Below are 18,092 nucleotides of genomic sequence, written 5' to 3' on the forward strand. Positions count from 1 at the left end.
GCCCGCCCTCGAGAAGTGGGGCCCGCGGATGGCGTTCGCGCGGGACGCGCCACGCAAGCCGTCTAAGTGTGAGTCGCCCGGCGTTTCATCGGAAGTAATGCCGGGTACGATCCGACGCGGGGCGCAGGTTGCAGCCTGGCGTGGCGTGACACGCCAGGCAGGGTGACCGGGGGATTTCCATGGTTCGTCAGCCGACATGGCGTGAAGCTGTGTCGCGTCCCAACTTATGGCCTGGGCATGCGTGCCGTTTTGCGGCGATGCTGCGGGCTCCACTCGACCCTGACAAGGAATACCGGGAATGAAACGTGCACTGGCCCTGTCCCTGGCGATGATACTCGCCAGTCCCGCATATGCCGCCGAAACGCTGCGCTACGTCGCCCTCGTCGACAACGGCAAGGAAGCCGGCCACCAGGTCGTGACCACCGGCGACGATGGCGTGACCCACGTCGATTACATTTTCAAGGACAACGGCCGCGGTCCCGAGCTGAAGGAGGAATACCAGCTCGCGGCGGATGGCACGTTCACCCGCTACCACGTGACCGGCACCACCACGTTCGGCGCGCCGGTGGATGAATCGTTCGGACGCGACGGCAACAAGACGTGGTGGAAGTCGACCTCCGACAAGGGCGAGCAGGACGTCGCCGGCACCGCGTTGTATTCGCCGCTGGGCGGGACGCCGGCCGGGTTCTCGGTGGCCTTCGCCGCACTGGCCAAGCGTCCCGATGGCAAGCTGCCGCTGATTCCCAGCGGCACGCTGAGCACGCGCAAGGTCGCCGAAGCCGAAGTCACCAACGGCAGCCAGACGCGCAAGGTGGACCTGCTGGCCATCACCGGCGTCGGCCTGACGCCGACCTTTGCCTGGGCGACCCAGGGCTCACAAGGAGAGCCGCCGCGCCTGTTCGCCTTCATCTTCCCCGGTTTCGTGCAGCTGATCGAGGACGGCTGGGCGGCGAACGCCGCCGCGCTCGAGACCCGGCAGAAACAGGCGGAAGCCGAAACGCTGCTGGCCTTCCAGCAGCGCCTGGCGCATCCGCTCAAGGGCACGACGCTCATCCGCAACGCGCGCGTCTTCGACAGCGAACACGCCACGCTCGGTGCCGCTTCCGACGTGCTGGTACGCGACGGCCGCATCGTTTCCGTCGGCAAGGCGGGCAAGGGCAAGGCCGACAACGTCATCGATGCGGGCGGGCGCGTGCTGCTGCCTGGCATGTTCGACATGCATGGCCACCTGGGCCGCTGGGACGGCGGCCTGAACATCGCCACCGGCGTCACCACCGTGCGCGACATGGGCAACGACAACGCCACGCTGCAGCAGATCATCGCCGAGGAGAAGGCCGGAACCCTGCTGTTCACGCACATCGTCCCGGCCGGCTTCATCGAAGGCGAGAGCGGGATGTCGGCGCGCAACGGCTTCGTGATCAAGAACCTCGACGAGGCCAAGAAGGCCGTCGACTGGTACGCCGCGCACGGCTACCCGCAGATCAAGATCTACAACTCCTTCCCGAAGGACATCCTGCGCGAGACCGCGGCGTACGCGCACAGCAAGGGCATGCGCGTCAGCGGGCACATTCCCGCGTTCCTGCGCGCCCAGGATGCGGTGGACCAGGGCTACGACGAAATCCAGCACATTAACCAGGTGATGCTGAACTTCCTCGTCGACGACAAGACCGATACGCGCACGCTGCAGCGCTTCTACCTGCCGGCCGAGAAGGTCGCCGACCTGGATTTCGACAGCAAGCCGGTGCAGGACTTCATCGCGACGCTCGCGAAGAAGCAGATCGCGATCGACCCGACCCTGTCGACATTCGAGTTCATCCGCCAGCGTGCGGGCGAGGTGGCGGAAAGCTATGCGCCGGTCGCCGACCACATGCCGCCGGACATCCAGCGCGGCCTGAAGGTCGCCGAGATGAAGATCCCGGACGAGGCCACGGCGGCGCGCTACAACAAGTCGTACCTGAAGATGGTCGAGTTCGTCGGCCGCATGTACAAGGCGGGCGTGCCGATCGTGGCCGGCACCGACAGCATCCCCGGCTTCACCGTGCAGAGCGAACTGGAGTGGTACGTGCGGGCCGGCATGACCCCGGCGCAGGTGCTGCAGATCGCGACCTGGAACGGCGCCAAGTATTCGCGGACCCTCAACGACCGCGGTTCGATCACGCCCGGCAAGTTGTCGGACCTGGTGCTGGTCGACGGCGACCCCACCCGGAACATTTCCGACATCCGCAAGGTGGCGCTGGTCCTGAAGGGGGATACCGCCTACTACCCGAGCGAGATCTTCGATGCGATGGGCATCAGGCCGTTCGCCCAGCCGGTGAAGGCCGCCGCACCTTGAACCCTGGGGTGACGCCCGGGTTTCCGGGCGTCACATCCCATGGCGTACGGGGGGCTTAACCCTGTTGTAACATTTGTCCACCAATCGACGCGTCGTGGCGGGCTTGCCCGCGCCGGTCATCAGGGGATGACCGCTGTCCCAAGCGCCAGATCGTGCAAAAAATCTGGCTTTTCCCGACCCCGGCGGCCCTGTGCCGTCCTGCCGCGAGATCGACCATGCCTACGAAGCTTCACGCTCGTCCGCTGTCCCGCCACGCCCTGGCTGCCGCCATCGCCCTGCTGCTTCCGGCGCACGCCGCACTCGCCCAGGACGCCACCCCTCCGGCGCAAAAGACCGCCACTACCCTCGACGCCATACAGGTCACCGCACAGCGCAAGGTCGAGAACATCCAGGACGTGCCGGTCTCGGTCAGCACCGTGAGTGGCGAGAAGCTGGACGCATTGGTCTCGGGCGGCACCGACGTGCGCTTCCTGTCCGGCCGCGTGCCCAGCCTCAACATCGAGTCCTCGTTCGGCCGCGCCTTCCCGCGCTTCTACATCCGCGGTTACGGCAACACCGACTTCCGCCTCAACACTTCGCAGCCTGTTTCGCTGGTCTATGACGATGTCGTCCAGGAGAACCCGATCCTCAAGGGCTTCCCGGTGTTCGACGTCGACCAGGTCGAAGTGCTGCGCGGCCCGCAGGGTTCGCTGTTCGGCCGCAACAGCCCGGCCGGCGTGGTGAAGTTCGATTCGACCCGCCCCTCGCAGGACTTCGGCGGCTACGGCAAGGTCGGCGTCGGCAGCGACAACATGTGGAACCTCGAAGGCGCCGTCGGCGGCGGCCTGACCGACCAGTGGTCGGGGCGCGCGTCGGTGCTGTTCCAGCGCCGCGACGACTGGGTGGACAACACCTTCCCGGGCCCGAACGATGGTTTCGAGGGCTATGACGAATCCGCCGCCCGCCTGCAGGCACTGTACGAGGGCGAGAGCTTCGAGGCATTGCTCAACCTGCACGCGCGCCACCTCAACGGCACGGCGCGGCTGTTCCGCGCCAACATCATCAAGCCGGGCACCAACGACCTGGTCGATGGTTTCGACGAAGACAAGGTCTCGCTGGACGGCTACAACCACTCCGAGCTCGACAGTTCCGGCGCCAATGCCCGCCTGAGCTGGAAGCTGGGTGGTGGCTACACGCTCTACTCGATCACCGGCTACGAGACGCTGGATACCTACAGCCGCGGCGACATCGACGGCGGCTTCGGCGCGTCGTTCCTGGGTCCGGGCAACTCCGGCCCAGGCTTCATCCCGTTCGCCTCGGAAACCGCCGACGGCATCCCCGACCACTCGCAGTGGACGCAGGAGTTCCGCATCGAGTCCGAGACCGGTACCGCCTGGAACTGGCAGGCCGGCCTGTTCTACTTCAATGAAGACTACGACGTCGAAAGCTTCAGCTACGACTCGCTCAACGGCGGTGCGCAGGATGGCTACGAGCGCATCAACCAGACCAACGACTCGTGGGCCGTGTTCGGTGCCGCGACCTGGCAGGCCACCGACAAGCTCGAACTGCGCGCCGGCATGCGCTACACCTGGGACCAGAAGGACCTGAAGGTCGAGGACTACTTCAATACCGGCTTCGCGCCGTGCATCGGGCCGTTGCTCGGCATCCTGCCGCCGCCGGTGCGCTGCACGCTCGCCGACCTGGCCGCGGCCGAGCCCGATGGCGATCTGTCGGCCTCGACGGACGACCAGAAGTTCAGCTGGGACGTGTCGGCTACCTACGAGATCAACGACGACGTCAACGTCTATGCGCGCGTCGCCACCGGCTACCGCGGCAGCAGCATCCAGGCCGCCAGCGCCTTCAACTTCAAGTCGGTGGCCGAGCCCGAAAGCTCCACCTCGTTCGAGGCCGGTGTGAAGGCTGATTTCTGGGACAAGCGCGCGCGCCTCAACGCCGACGTCTTCTACTACGAGGTCAAGGACCAGCAGCTCACCGCGGTGGGTGGTTCGTCCAATGCCAACATCCTGCTCAACGCGGACAAGACCGTCGGACAGGGCTTCGAGATGGACTTCCAGGCCTATCTCACCGATACCCTGCTGTTCACCCTCGGCAGCAGCTACAACGACACCGAGATCAAGGACAACGATCTGGCGGTCTCCGTGTGCGCTGCGTGCACCGTCACCGATCCGCTCGACGCCGACGGTAAAGCCCTGATCGACGGCAATTCGCTGCCGCAGGCGCCGAAGTGGTCGCACAACCTCACCCTGCGCTGGGGCCTGCCGATGGACAACGGCGGCGAGTTCTATGTCTTCACCGACTGGACCTACCGCAGCGAAGTGAATTTCTTCCTGTACGACTCTGTCGAGTTCACCGGCCAGTCGCTGGTCGAAGGCGGCCTGCGCCTGGGCTACACCTGGGACAGCGGCAGGTATGACGTCGCCGTGTACGGACGCAACATCACCGACGAGGTCCAGGTCGTCGGCGGCATCGACTTCAACAATCTGACCGGCTTCATCAACGAGCCGCGCGTCATCGGCGCGGAGTTCAAAGCCACGTTCTGATCGATACGCACGCGATGCAACGAAGACGCCGGGGCCCAACCCCGGCGTTTTCTTTTGGTCATCGCCTGGCGCCGTGGCGCGCTATGCTCGCGCCAACACATCCAGGGACGCCGTCATGACCACCGCCTACGACTTCTCAGCCACCGATATCGACGGCCAGCCCAAGCCGCTTGCGGATTACCGCGGGAAGGCGCTGCTGATCGTCAACGTCGCCTCGCAGTGCGGCTTCACGCCGCAGTACACCGGCCTGGAGCAGCTGTGGCGTGACTACGGCCCCAAGGGGCTGGTGGTCCTGGGTTTCCCCTGCGACCAGTTCGGCCACCAGGAGCCGGGCGACGAGGCCGAGATCAGGAATTTCTGCTCCCTCAACTACGACGTCACCTTCCCGCTGTTCTCAAAGATCGACGTGAACGGCGACGCTGCGCATCCGCTGTGGAAATGGCTGAAGGACGAGAAGAGCGGCTTTCTCGGCATCGATGCGATCAAGTGGAATTTCAGCAAGTTCCTGATCGGCCGGGATGGCGAAGTGGTCAAGCGCTACGCACCCAACGAAGAGCCCAAAGCGATCGCCAAGGACATCGAAAAAGCCCTGGCGTGATTCGAGCGTGCCGCTGGACTAAGGCCGCGCTACGGCGAAACCTGACCGCGCCCCTTCCGGCGGCGGTGCCGTAACTTTGCCCGGGCCGCGCTCCGGCCTATTCATCTGCCTGAGCGGCCCGATCGCGACCTCGGCCGGCAAGACGCGCCCGGATGGCGGGCGTACACTCCGTCGCCTATGTCCACGCGCCCCCAGGATTTCGAACCGGGCGGGGAGATTGGCAGCAGGGGGGCAGGGAGAGCACCAGCGGCCGATTTCGTGTCCGCTTTGTTCGCGGTGTCCAGCCTCGAGGAAATCGCGGCTGTGGCCGAACGCCAGGTCGAAGCGGTGTTCGGAGCCTGCAATGCCTGCCTGAGCTGGGTTCCGCGGGCGGCAACTGAATCGGGTGCGCCGGGCGGCGGCTGGGCCTCGAGGCCGGAGCCCTCCCGTCATCGCCTCCCGACAGATATCGAGAAAGCCGAACCACGGCCGGGCTGGCGTCGGATCGTCGTGGACCTGGGCATCGCCGACGCCAACAGGCACGCAGTGCTGACGGCCGACTGGCCGGCCGCGGACGTCCCGCTTGAATCGTCGGACTGGAGCGCGTTCCGCGGCGTCCTCGCTGCCCGCCTCGCCACGGCCATGGAACTGGCCGAACAACGCCTCGCCGCGGAGCGGCTCGAGAAGACGGCGAAGCTGCAGACCGCGTTGTTCGCCATCGCCGACCTGGCGAGCAGCGAACTGGAAATGCCCGAGATGCTCGCGCGCGTGCATGGCGTCGTCGGCGAGCTGATGTACGCGGAGAACTTCTTCATCACGCTCTACGATGCGGCGCGCGACAGCATGCGCTTCATCTACTTCGCCGACGAACACGATTTCATGGTGGTCGATCCGACGGAGGAGGTTCCCGCCTCCGAGATGCGCAGCAGCCTCACGCTCGCGATCATCCGCCACGCCCGCCCGGCGATGGGGCCATCGCGCCTGTTGCTGACGGAGTTCGAGCTGGACTATCCGGACTCCGACCGCTACGGCCCCGACAGCGCCGACTGGCTCGGCGTCCCGATGATCGCGGACGGCACCGTGCGGGGCGCGATCGTGGTGCAGAGCTACGACGAGTCGTCGCGCTACACCGAAGAGGATCGTGCTCTCCTTGCCTTCGTCGCCCAGCACATCCTCACGGCGCTGATGCGCAAGCAGGCCCATGAGGAACTGGAACGGCGTGTGGAGGAACGCACCCGCGAGCTGACCGAGGAAGTGCGCGAACGCCAGCGTGGCGAGAAGTTGCAGGCGGCGCTCTACAGCATCGCCGACCTGGCCAGCAGCGAGCTGGACATGAGCGAGATGCTGCCACGCATCCACGACGTGGTCGGCGAACTGATGTACGCCAAGAATTTCTACATCGCGCTCTACAACGCCGAACGCGACACCCTGCAGTTCATCTATCACGCCGACGAGAAGGATCCCGGCCTGGTCCGGCCGGATGAGGAGATTCCGGCGGAAAAGATGAGCAACAGCCTGACCCTGGGGCTGATCCGCCTGGGTTGCACGGCGATGGGGCCGGCGCGTGAAGTCGCCTCCATGCTGCACGTGCCCGGCGGCATCGGCCTGGGCACGCCGGCGGAGGACTTCCTCGGCGTATCCATGATCGCGGAAGGCGAGGTGCGCGGCGCGGTCGTCGTGCAGACCTATGACCAGGCGTTGCGATACACGGAGGAAGACAGCGCGCTGCTGGGCTACGTGGCGCAGCACATCCTGACGGCGCTGGAGCGCAAGCGCGTGCAGGGGGAGCTCGAGCGCCGGGTCGAGGATCGTACGCGCCAGCTTGCCGCGGCCGTCAGCGAGTTGCGCGAGCAGATCGCGGTACGCGAGCGTGCCGAAGAGCAACTGGTGCACGAGACCCTGCACGATTCGCTGACCGGATTGCCGAACCGGACCTTCCTGTACGGCGCGCTCGAGCGTGCCCTGTCGCGGCAGCAACGCGATCCCGACCATCGTTTCGCCGTGCTGTTCCTCGACCTCGACCGCTTCAAGGTCATCAACGACAGCGTCGGTCATCTCTCCGGCGACCTGATGCTCAAGGAGGCCGGCAAGCGCTTGGCCGACTGCGTGCGCGATTCCGATGTCGTCGCGCGCCTCGGTGGCGACGAATTCGCCCTGCTGATCGAAGACGTGCAACTGCCCGAGGATGCCTGCCATACCGCGCAGCGCGTCATACAGTCGTTGGGCGAACCGATGCATATCGACGGCAAGGAGTTGTTCACTTCGGCCAGCATCGGCATCACCCTGGGCAATGCGCGCTATGGCAAGGCCGAGGAACTCCTGCGCGACGCCGACGTGGCCATGTATCGCGCCAAGGCGCACGGGCGGCACCGTTTCGAGATCTTCGACGAGCGCCTGCACCAGGAAGCGCTGCAGCTGCTCGACCTGGAGGTCGACCTGCGCCGCGCGATCCTGCGCGACGAATTCGAGCCGCACTTCCAGCCCATCGTGGACCTGCGCGGCGGCCAGGTACTCGGCTATGAAGCGCTGTTGCGCTGGCGCCGCCACGGGCGCGACCTGCTGCTCCCGGGTGATTTCCTGCGCGTCGCGGAGGACAGCGGCAGCGTGGAGCAGATCGACTGGCGGATGTTCGAACGCACCTGCCGCGAGGTGGTGTCGCTGGTCGGCAAGGGCGGCTACGTGACCATCAACGTGGCGCCGCGGCACTTCCGCTCACCCGCACTGGCGCAGGAACTGCTCGACCTGTTGTCGGCGTACAACGTACCGCCCGAACGCCTGCGGGTGGAAGTCACCGAAGGCGCGCTGCTGGAAAACCCGGACCAGGTGTCCGCCACGCTCGACACGCTTCGCAATGGCGGCGTGCTCGCGGCCCTGGACGATTTCGGAACCGGTTATTCGTCGCTGAGTTACCTGCACCGTTTCCCGCTGCATGCGCTCAAGATCGACCGCTCCTTCGTCAGCGCGCTGCGCCCCGGCGATCGCGGTGGCAGTTCCGCGGTGGTGCGCGCGGTGCTGGCACTGGCTAATACCCTTGGCATGGAAGTCATCGCCGAAGGCATCGAAACCGATTCCCAGCGCGATTGCCTGCTGGAGATCGGCTGCGAGCAGGGCCAGGGCTTCCTGTTCTCGCGTGCGCGCCCGGCACAGGAGTGGAACGCGCGCGCCAGCCAGGCCAGCTAAAGCAAGGCCCCTGCGCTACAACGAAGCCGCCGCCAAGGAAGCAGCCATGACGGATGGGACAGGCCGGCGCGCGCCCTCATCCGGCAAGGTGTCGTGCAACCAGGAGAAGCCCATGCTGGCGCGCGTACTCGCCTTCGCCTTCCTGCTCGCGTGCCTGCCCGCGGCCGCGGACGAACCCGCGCGCCCGCATACCGCCGGCCCGACCGTGCGCGTATTCGTCCCGCCGCTGCGCATGCCGCAACTCGGATACGCCCGCCGGCTGCGCGTGTACCTGCCGCCGGACTACGCGCAAGGCACGCGGCGCTATCCGGTGCTGTACATGTTCGACGGGCAGAACCTGTTCGACGACGCCACCAGCTACGCGGGCGAGTGGGGCGTCGACGAAACCATGGACAAGCTGGCGCGGGATGATGACTTCCCCGCGATCGTCGTCGGCATCGACCACGGCGGCGAACTGCGTTTCAACGAGCTGATCCCGTACCCGAACGTGCGCTTCCTGCCCAATCTCGGCAGCGCCTTCGTCGCCGATGTCGTCAATGTGGTCAAGCCCTTCATCGACGCCAACTACCGCACCCTGCCGGACCGTGAGCACACCGCGATCCTGGGCAGCTCGCTGGGTGGGCTGTCGGCGGACTACACCCTGCATCGCTACTCGCAGGTGTTCGCCAAGGCGGGCGTGTTCTCGCCGTCGTATTGGGCCTCCGACGAGCCCTTCGCGATCGCGTCGCGCACGCCGCTCCCGGCTGGTTCGCGCATCTACCTGTACATCGGCGGCCGCGAAGGCGAGGAGTCGGTGTCCATGCTGGAGAAAATGGCGACCCTCCTGCGTGCGCAACCGGAAACCGTGGCGGTGGCCGTGCACGTCGCACCCGAGGCCGAGCACAACGAAGCCGCATGGCGCGCCGAGTTTCCGCGCGCGGTACGGTGGCTGTTCGATCTGCAGGAGCAGGCGAGCGGGGCGCACTGACGAGCGGGGCGCACTGGATAGCGCGAAGGCCTATCCCCTCTGTTCGCATCTGGCCAGCTAGGCGTTCCGGCCCGATACCAGCAGGCCAGCGGCGCCACGCTCGGGCTCCGCCCGCACTACCGGCTTCAATCCGAAGCAAGGCCGCAGCCAGCGCACGCGGCGGATCACGAATTCGTGCAGCAGCGCGCAGCCGGCGACGGTACCGGCAAGCACCAGCAGCGGTTCCAGCACCGGGCCGAGGTGCAGGGGCAGCAACCAGTAGGCGAGCAGCAGGATCAGGCTCTGGTGCAGCACGTACCAGGGATACACGGCTTCGTTCGCCCAAGGCAGCCAGCGGAACGGGCGATTCAGATACGCCTTGCCCCAACCGAGGATCGCGCACAGCGCCATCCAGATGTAGAGGTTGCGCAGGGTGCGTCCGACCACCAGGACCCATTCCGGCAAGTCGTCGGGCAGGCCGAACACCATGGCCATGTAGGCCGACACCAGGACCAGCGCGCTGGCCAGCGCGTGCCTGCGCAGGCGCACCAGTTCGTCCCAGACGCCGTTGTCCGCGCCGAGCCACCAGCCGTACAGGAAGACGGTGAAATAGATGGCGTGGCGGTACCAGTCGTGGATCAGGTCGCCGGTTTCATCGAACAGCGGTTGCAGGGTCAGCGTCCACAACAGGAGCGGCAGCGCGGGCAGCACCAGCAGCCAGGCGCCGCGCAGGCGCGCGAAGGGGTTGGGCAGGCGACGCAGGATCGGGCGCAGGGCGGCGAACACCATCGTGTAGCACCACAGGTAGATCAGGTACCACAGGTGGTTCCAGGTGAAGCCATGCTCCCAGCCGTCGAAGGCGTCCTGCGGCCACTGTCGCCCGCCGAAGTAATCGGCGAGGAAGTGCAGGTAGCCGGGTTGGACTGCCCCGTGGGCGATGCCCTGCACATACGGCTGCACGGGCACCACCACCAGGCACCCGAAGGTCAGAGGAAGCAGCAGCCGCCAGCTGCGCTGGGCGAGGAAACGGCCGGGGCGCGTGTCGCGCAGCAGGAAATGCACGGACAGGCCGGAGATCAGGAAGATCAGGTCCATCCGCCAGCGGTTCACGAAGAGCATCGGGACCTGCAGCCATTCGCCGAGGTAGGTGCTCTTGAGGTGCCAGTCCCAGTCCTCGCCGCCGACGTACAACATGCACCAGTGGTAGAGGATGAGCAGGGCGAACGCGAGGGCGCGCAGGGCATCGATGTCGTGGCGGCGCTGTTGCATGGCGGCAGTCCGTGGCTGGAATGGCCATCACCATGGGACCGCGTGGGCATCCTGGCCACGCGCAAGTGATTGATTGCACGGCCGCGGGGACGAACCGTGGACCCATGGGACGAACCGGGACCGCTTACGCGCCGGGCTGGGCGAGAATGCGCGGCATGAATTCCCCCGCGCCGCCTCCTGTTTCCAGCGCCCATTCCGCCGACACCCTGTGGGACCGCTACCAGCCCTGGCGGCGTCCGGTGGAGTGGGGCTTCTGGATCGTCAGTTACCTGGTGGGCGCTCTGGCCAACAGCGTGACCGTGCTGATGGACATCCGTCGCCTGCACCTCGGCTTCGCCAGCTGGGAACCGGCCGTGTGGGAATGGACCAGCCACCTCGTCTCCCTGGCCCTGGTCCCGGCGGTGTTGTGGTTCACCCGCCGCTTTCCGCTGCATTTCGACACCTGGCGCCGCAACCTGCCATGGATGCTGGTGGGCAGCGTGGCGTGGTCGGCCCTGCACGTGGCGGGCATGGTCGGCCTGCGCAAGCTGGTCTATGCGATGCAGGGTGGCCACTACGACTTCGGTCCGTGGTTGACCGAGTTCTTCTACGAATACCTCAAGGACGTGCGCCACTTCGCCGGCCTGGTCGTGCTGATCGAGCTCTACCGCCTGCTGGTGCGCCGCCTGCAGGGCGAAGCGAGCGTGCTGACCGCGCCCGACGACACGCCGCTGGTGGAGCAGCCCGAGCGCCCCGAGCGTTTCCTGGTGCGCAAGCTGGGCAAGGAATTCCTGATCGCCGCGGCCGACGTCGAGTGGCTGCAGGCCTCGGGCAATTACGTGAACCTGCACCTGCGCGGACGCGACTACCCGTTGCGCACGACGATGGCCGCGATCGAGGCCCAACTCGATCCCAGGCGTTTCGTGCGCGTGCACCGCAGCTACATCGTCAACCTCGACTGCGTGGGTGAGATCGAACCACTGGATACCGGCGATGCGCGGGTGGGCATGCGCGATGGCACGGCCGTCCCCTGCAGCCGGACTTACCGCGACGCGCTGCGCATCGGGACCGCGGCCTAAGGTCCCATGCCCATGCGCATCGGGCGGGAGTAAGCTCGGTCACGCGCCGTGATCACGGGGATGCACCTCCATGCCAGTGCCAGCACCGCTGCAGGTCGAGGTGGTACCGCACCCGCTGGGCCTGCGCGTGCATGTGCGCGGCGAGGAAACCTTCGCCAATACGGTGGCCTGCTGGCGTTCCATCCATGCCCACCTTGGCGCCGCAACAGGGGCGGGCTTGCTGGTGGTCGATGAACTGCAAGGCGAACCGTTATCGGAAGCCCATTGGCTGGAGCTGGTCCTGATGATGGCCGACACCGGCCTGAAGCGCTTCCGCATCGCCCACGTCAAACCCATGGGCATGCACGAAATCGAGTTCTGCGAGCTCTACGCGCGCGACGCGGGCTACGACGCCCGGGTGTTCAACAGCGAAGACGCCGCCGAGCGTTGGCTGCGCAGCAGCTGAAGGCCTTCACTTCTCGACGAACGCACGCTCGAACACGTATTGCCCCGCCGTGCCGATGCGCGGCGCGGCGGTGAAACCGCGTCCATCCAGCAGCGCGCGGAAATCCGCGAGCATCTGCGGGCTGCCGCAGATCATGGCGCGGTCGTGTTCCGCGTCGAGCGGCTCGATGCCGAGCTGGTCCATCATCCTGCCGCTGGCCATGAGGTCGGTGAGGCGCCCGCGCTGGTCGTGGCCATTGAAGGCGAAGTCTTCGCGCGACACGGCCGGGTAGTACTTCAGCTTGGCGTTGATCTGCTCGCCGAGGAACTCGTGCCGCGGCAGTTCGTTGACGATGTAATCGCGGTACGCCAGGTCCTGCACGTTGCGCACGCCGTGGCAGAGGATGACCTTGTCGAACCGGTCGTAGGTTTCCGGGTCCTTGATCACCGCCAGCCATGGTGCGAATCCGGTGCCCGTGCCGAGCAGGTACAGGTTGCGCCCCGGATGCAGGTCGGAGATCAGCAGGGTGCCGGTGGGCTTGCGGCCGATCAGCACGTTGTCGCCGGGCTGGATGTCCTTCAGGCGCGAGGTCAGCGGCCCGTTGGGCACCTTGATGCTGAAGAACTCCAGTTGCTCTTCCCAGTTCGCGCTGGCGATCGAGTACGCGCGCAGCAGCGGCTTGCTGGCGCCGTCCTGCCCGTCTCCCGCCGGCACCTGCAGCCCGATCATGACGAACTGGCCGTTGTCGAAACGGAAGCCGTCGTCGCGGGTGGTGGTGAAGCTGAAGTAGGAGTCCGTCCAGTGACGGACATCCAGCACGGTCTCGGTGCCGAAAGCGGAGGACATGGAGGGGGGAAGTACGACGCGGGGGAGGGCATTTTAGCTGGCCCGCCGCATTACCAGAAATCGGGTGCCGCCCCATGCCCTGGAGGAGCCAATGACTCGCTCCTCAACGCGGCCCCGATTCCTCCCGCGGCCTGGCCCTGCGGTCGCGAAGCAGGGCGCTCACCACGATGCTGATCCCCAGCGCCGCCGCCACCACGAACAGCACCAGGGCCAGCGCCGGGTAGCCGAAGAGCCGGTACGCCGTCTCGATCCGCATGATCATCGCGGCCGCGATGATCAACGCCGCGACGATGAGCCCGGTGGTGATGCGGTTGGCGATCTTCTGCATGTTCTCCATCAACCGCGACTCCTCCAGCCCGGTGACGCGGATCTGGAAGCGGTTGTCGGCGAGCAGCGAGAGCATGTCCGAAAGCTTGCGCGGCGCCTCGCGCGTGAGCGTCTGCAGATCCATCAGCTCGCTGGCCACGCGATGCGGCGCAAGCGAGCGGCGCAGGCGCTCGCCCATCACGCGGTCGAGATGGCCGTCGACCACGTCTTTCATGTCCATGCGCGGATCCAGCGCGCGGCAAACCGTTTCCAGGTGCGCCAGCGTCTTGCCGAGCAGGCTGAGTTCCGACGGCGAGCGCAGTCCGCAGGCGGTGCTGATGCGCACGATGTCGAACAGCAACCGGCTCTCGCTGGCCGATGCGCTGGGGTGCGCGGCGTAGCGCGCCACCAGTTGGCCGACTTCGCGCTGGTAACGGTCCTCCTCGAAATCCTCCAGCCGTATGCCCATCCCGACCGCCTCGCGTGCGACTTCCTCGCCGCGTCCGTCGACGGCCGCGAACAGCAGGCGGAACAGCCGGTCGCGCTGCCGCGGCGGCACGTGCACGACCATGCCGAGGTCGAACAGGGCGAGCCGCCCGTCTTCCATCACCAGCAGGTTGCCCGGGTGCGGATCGGCGTGGATGTCGCCGTGCACCAGCACCTGGTCTAGGTAGCCGCGCAAGAGCGCTTCGGCGAGGTCGCCGACGTCATGTTCGGTACGGAACAGACCACTCAGCTCGGTGACCTTGTATCCGGTCACCAGTTCCATCGTCAGTACGTGCCGGGTGCTGAAATCCCACAACGGCGCGGGCACGAACAGTTCCGGGTAGTCGCGGAAGTGCTGGCGGAAACGGCTGAGATTCTCGGCCTCGGAGTGGTAATCCAGTTCGGAAAGCAGCGCCTTGCGGAACTCGTGTACCCAGTCGGCGAAGTGCACGCGGCGTCCGACGCTGGTCGCCAGGTCGGCGCGGCTCGCAATGGTCGCCAGCGCATCGAGGTCGGTGTGGATCAGCCTCCTGATGCCGGGCCGCTGCACCTTGACCGCGACGTCGCGGCCATCCCGCAGCGTCGCGCGATGCACCTGCGCGAGCGAGGCGCTGCCGAGCGGCACGTCGTCGAACGTCTCGAAGAGATGGCTGGGACGCACCCCCAGTTCGGCTTCGAGCACCGCACGGATCTGTTCGATCTGCACCGGCGCGACGTTGTCCTGGGTGCGTTCCAGTGCGGCGAGATACGCCGGCGGCACCAGGTCGGGGCGCGTCGACAGGGCCTGGCCGAACTTGATGAAGGTCGGGCCGAGCGCTACGAGGTCGGCGACGAATTCCTCCGGCTTGCCCGTGATTTCCGGCGCGTCGCCGTCGTGCACGAAGTCGAGGTCGAGCCCGGTGAAGACACCGGCGCCGCGGTATTTGAGCAGGAAGCGCAGGATCCGCGCCGTACGCGCGAGCCCGCTCGACGTATCGCTCATGGGCATCGACTCCCAGAACCGGCACCAGCCTAGCGGGCCGGATGTAAAGACGGGTTCACCTGGGCGGGTCGAGGCGCAGCAGCTTCCCGTCGTCTTCGTCGGTCAGGACATATACGGCGCCATCCGGGCCCACCCGCACGTCGCGGATGCGTGCACCCATCTCCTTGAGCAGGCGTTCCTCGCCCACCACGCGGTCGCCATCGAGCGTGAGCCGGATCAGGCTGGCGTCCGCCAATGCGCCGAGGAACAGGCTGTTGTTCCACTTCGACCGGGGTTGATTCACCAGGAATGCCATGCCCGACAGCGCCGGCGATTTCGCCCACACGTGGTAGGGCTGTTCCATGCCCGGTGCCGACGTGCCCACCGCCTCGGAAATCGGAAATCCCGAGTAGTCGATGCCGTTGGTGATGATCGGCCAGCCATAGTTCCTGCCGGCCCGCGGGAGATTGATCTCGTCGCCGCCCCGCGGCCCGTGCTCGCTTTCCCATAGCGTTCCCGTGCGCGGATCGATCGCCAGGCCTTGCATGTTGCGGTGGCCATAGCTCCAGATTTCCGGCCGCGCGTCCTTGCGTCCGACGAAGGGGTTGTCCTTTGGCACGCTGCCATCGAGGTTCAGCCGCACCAGCTTGCCCTGCAGCACGCCGAGTTGTTGCGCGAGCATCCGCTGTTGGCGCTCGCCCTGGCTGATGAAGACGTGGCCGCCGCTGCTTCCTGCAGGGGTGATGTCGAAGGCGAGGCGCGACCCGAAATGGTTGGAGCCTTCGACCTTCGGCACCTGCCGATAGATCACCTTGACGCCTTCGAGCGAACGCGCGCCCAACGTGGCGACCGCGGCTGCAGTGCCGGCGGTGTCGCCCGCGCCGGGCTCGGCATAGGTGAAATAAATGCGCCGGCTGGCGGCGAAATCGGGTGCCAGCGCGACATCGAGCAGGCCGCCCTGGCCTGTTGCGAATACGGCTGGCACGCCCGCCAGTGGCGTGGACACGGCTCCATCGGCGCCGATGCGTCGCATGCGGCCCGGACGTTCGGTCACCAGGAATCCGCCCTGCGGCAGCAGCGCCACCGACCACGGATGCACGAGACCGCTGGCGATGGTGGTGACGCGCACTTCCCCCAGCCGGCTCGATACGACCTGCGTGGACGGCTTCGTGATCTCGGCCGCACCGGCCGAAGCGTTGGGCGCCTGGCAGCCGAGCATCGGCAGGAGCAGGACGGGGAGGGCGATGCCGAGCACCCGCAAGTGCAGCTTTCCCGGCGGATGGCTAGCGATAGCCCGCGGCCTGCAATTCAAAGAGCTCTGCATAACGTCCACCTTGCGCGATCAGTTCGGGATGCGTGCCGCTGGCCTCCAGCCGGCCTTCGTTGAGTACCAGGATCCGGTCCGCCATGCGCACGCTGCTGAAGCGATGCGAGATCAGTATCGCGGTGCGGTCGTTCGACAGTTCCTTGAAGCGCTGGAACACCTCGAATTCGCTGCGTGCGTCGAGCGCGGCGGTCGGCTCGTCGAGGATCATCACCTGCGCGTCGCGCATGTACGCGCGTGCGATCGCGATCTTCTGCCACTGTCCCCCGGACAGGTCCACGCCGGTCTTGAAGCGGCGACCGACGAGCTGGTCGTAGCCGTAGGGCAGGGGTTCGATCACCTGGTCCGCCATCGCGCGCCGGGCGGCTTCGCGGATCCGCTCCCGGTCGTACATCGCATCGATCTGGCCGACGCCGATGTTTTCGCCGGCGGTGAGGTGGTAACGCACGAAGTCCTGGAAGATCACGCCGATGTTCGCGCGCAGGCCGTCGAGGTCGTAGTCGCGCAGGTCGCGGCCGTCGAGCAGGATGCGGCCCTCGTCGGGGTCGTACAGGCGCGCCAGCAGCTTGACCAGCGTCGTCTTGCCGGCGCCGTTCTCGCCAACCAGCGCCAGTACCTCGCCCGCGCGCAGCTCGAAATCCAGCGCACGCAGCGCCCAGCGTTCGGCGTCGGGATAACGGAAGCCGACGTTCTCGAACACGAAGCCCCGGCTGATCGGCTGCGGCACGGGCAACGGATTTCGCGGCGAATGGATCTCCGCCTTGATCTCGAAGAACGAGAACAGGTCGTCGAGGTAGAGCGCCTGCCCCGCGACTTGTGAAAACCCCACCAGCAGGCCTTCCAGCAACTGTCGCAGGCGGCGGAAGCTGCCGGCCAGGAAGGTGAGGTCGCCGATGCTGAAATCCCCCTTCACCGTGCGCCATGCGATGTAGGCATACGCGGCGTAGTAGCCCAGCGTGCCCAGCGCCGCCAGCAGCGTGCCCCAGAACGCGCGCCGCCGCGCGAGCTTGCGGTTGGCGAGGAAGAACTTGTCGGACAGCTCGCGGAAGCGGGTGATGAAGAAGCGATTGAGGTTGAAGATCTTCACCTCCTTCGCCGTCTCCACGCTCGCGCCCATCTGGCGGATGTATTCCAGCTGGCGCCGCTCCGGGGTCCACGCGAAGTTCAGCGAGTAACCCAGTGCATTGAAGTGCGCCTCGCCGACGAACGCGGGCACCAGTGCCACCGCCAGCAGCACGATCAGCCACGGCGCGTACACCAGCAGCCCGGCGGCGAAGGTGACCACGGTGATCATGTCCTGTACCTGGCCGAACAGCTGGCTCATCAGGTTCATGCGCCCCATGGTCTGGCGGCGGGCGCGATCGAGCTTGTCCTGCAGGTCGGGATCCTCGAAGTCCTCGAGGTCCAGCGTCGCCGCGTGTTCCATCAGGCGCACGCTGGTGGCGTTGGTGAACAGCTCCGACAGCAGGGCGTCGCCGTAACTGATCAACCGCCCCAGCAGGTCGGAGGCGATCGCAAGGGCGAACTCCACGACCAGCAACCACAGCAGGTGATCCAGTTGCCCGCCGTGCCATGCGGCAGCGAACGATTCGAACGAGGCTCCCGCGGCCACCAGGCGCACCGCTTCATCGATGATCAGCTTGCCGACGTACAGCGTGGCGATGGGCAGGAAAGCGCGGAGCACGCGCAGTCCGAGCGTTGCCAGCGTCAGCCCCGGACTGGTCGCCCAGATCTGCCTGAGGAACGGTGGCAGGTTGCGCAGTGCTTTGAAGCGGTCGCGCAGGCTGGGCTGCCCGGGGCGGGGAGCGCCCGCGCCCGCTGGAATCGAGTCAGGTGAGGCCAT

Annotated in this window: 12 protein-coding genes; 7 read left to right on the forward strand and 5 right to left on the reverse strand. The window is 66.6% G+C overall.

All coding sequences use genetic code 11. The features are described 5' to 3' along the window. The first annotated feature begins 298 nt into the window (after positions 1 to 298). The 5 genes from ACYVGE_RS03360 (at position 299) to ACYVGE_RS03380 (ending at position 9,596) form a co-directional block, all read left to right on the forward strand. Positions 299 to 2,332 carry an amidohydrolase family protein gene (locus ACYVGE_RS03360; RefSeq protein WP_460727012.1) on the forward strand — a complete coding sequence of 678 codons (2,034 nt, stop codon included), beginning with the start codon at positions 299 to 301 and terminating at the stop codon, positions 2,330 to 2,332. 215 nt (positions 2,333 to 2,547) lie between these two features. Then, positions 2,548 to 4,872 (forward strand): TonB-dependent receptor, encoded by a 2,325-nt coding sequence (locus tag ACYVGE_RS03365; RefSeq protein ID WP_460727014.1) that lies wholly within the window; start codon positions 2,548 to 2,550, stop codon positions 4,870 to 4,872. A gap of 115 nt (positions 4,873 to 4,987) precedes the next feature. Continuing rightward, a complete protein-coding gene (locus ACYVGE_RS03370; RefSeq protein WP_460727016.1) occupies positions 4,988 to 5,470 on the forward strand; it encodes a glutathione peroxidase in 483 nt (160 codons plus the stop codon). A gap of 258 nt (positions 5,471 to 5,728) precedes the next feature. After that, positions 5,729 to 8,629, forward strand: a complete 2,901-nt coding sequence (locus ACYVGE_RS03375) for a bifunctional diguanylate cyclase/phosphodiesterase (protein ID WP_460727018.1) — start codon at positions 5,729 to 5,731, stop codon at positions 8,627 to 8,629. A 46-nt stretch (positions 8,630 to 8,675) separates the two neighbouring features. Continuing rightward, positions 8,676 to 9,596: an alpha/beta hydrolase gene (locus ACYVGE_RS03380; RefSeq protein WP_460727020.1), complete on the forward strand. Its 921-nt coding sequence runs from the start codon at positions 8,676 to 8,678 to the stop codon at positions 9,594 to 9,596. Positions 9,597 to 9,653: 57 nt separating this feature from the next. Here the strand turns inward: ACYVGE_RS03380 and ACYVGE_RS03385 are convergent, their stop codons facing one another. Further along, positions 9,654 to 10,844, reverse strand: a complete 1,191-nt coding sequence (locus tag ACYVGE_RS03385) for an acyltransferase family protein (protein WP_460727022.1) — start codon at positions 10,842 to 10,844, stop codon at positions 9,654 to 9,656. A 155-nt stretch (positions 10,845 to 10,999) separates the two neighbouring features. Between ACYVGE_RS03385 and ACYVGE_RS03390 the strand changes: the two genes are divergently transcribed. Together ACYVGE_RS03390 and ACYVGE_RS03395 are read left to right on the forward strand one after the other, a co-directional pair. After that, the gene (locus tag ACYVGE_RS03390) at positions 11,000 to 11,902 is read left to right on the forward strand and encodes a LytTR family DNA-binding domain-containing protein (protein WP_460727024.1); all 903 of its coding nucleotides are present in this window, start codon (positions 11,000 to 11,002) and stop codon (positions 11,900 to 11,902) included. A 70-nt stretch (positions 11,903 to 11,972) separates the two neighbouring features. Continuing rightward, positions 11,973 to 12,347, forward strand: a complete 375-nt coding sequence (locus ACYVGE_RS03395) for a hypothetical protein (RefSeq protein WP_460727026.1) — start codon at positions 11,973 to 11,975, stop codon at positions 12,345 to 12,347. A 6-nt stretch (positions 12,348 to 12,353) separates the two neighbouring features. On the opposite strand, the gene ACYVGE_RS03400 is transcribed toward ACYVGE_RS03395, so the two are convergent. The 4 genes from ACYVGE_RS03400 to ACYVGE_RS03415 form a co-directional block, all read right to left on the reverse strand. Then, positions 12,354 to 13,172 (reverse strand): ferredoxin--NADP reductase, encoded by an 819-nt coding sequence (locus ACYVGE_RS03400; RefSeq protein WP_460727028.1) that lies wholly within the window; start codon positions 13,170 to 13,172, stop codon positions 12,354 to 12,356. A 103-nt stretch (positions 13,173 to 13,275) separates the two neighbouring features. After that, positions 13,276 to 14,946, reverse strand: a complete 1,671-nt coding sequence (locus ACYVGE_RS03405) for an ABC1 kinase family protein (RefSeq protein WP_460727030.1) — start codon at positions 14,944 to 14,946, stop codon at positions 13,276 to 13,278. A 55-nt stretch (positions 14,947 to 15,001) separates the two neighbouring features. Continuing rightward, positions 15,002 to 16,180, reverse strand: coding sequence for a PQQ-dependent sugar dehydrogenase (locus tag ACYVGE_RS03410; RefSeq protein WP_460727295.1), 1,179 nt, complete (start codon positions 16,178 to 16,180; stop codon positions 15,002 to 15,004). 28 nt (positions 16,181 to 16,208) lie between these two features. Beyond that, on the reverse strand, positions 16,209 to 18,092 hold the full coding sequence (locus ACYVGE_RS03415) for an ABC transporter ATP-binding protein (protein WP_460727032.1): 1,884 nt from the start codon (positions 18,090 to 18,092) through the stop codon (positions 16,209 to 16,211).

The sequence above is a fragment of the Lysobacter rhizosphaerae genome (genome assembly GCF_054779795.1).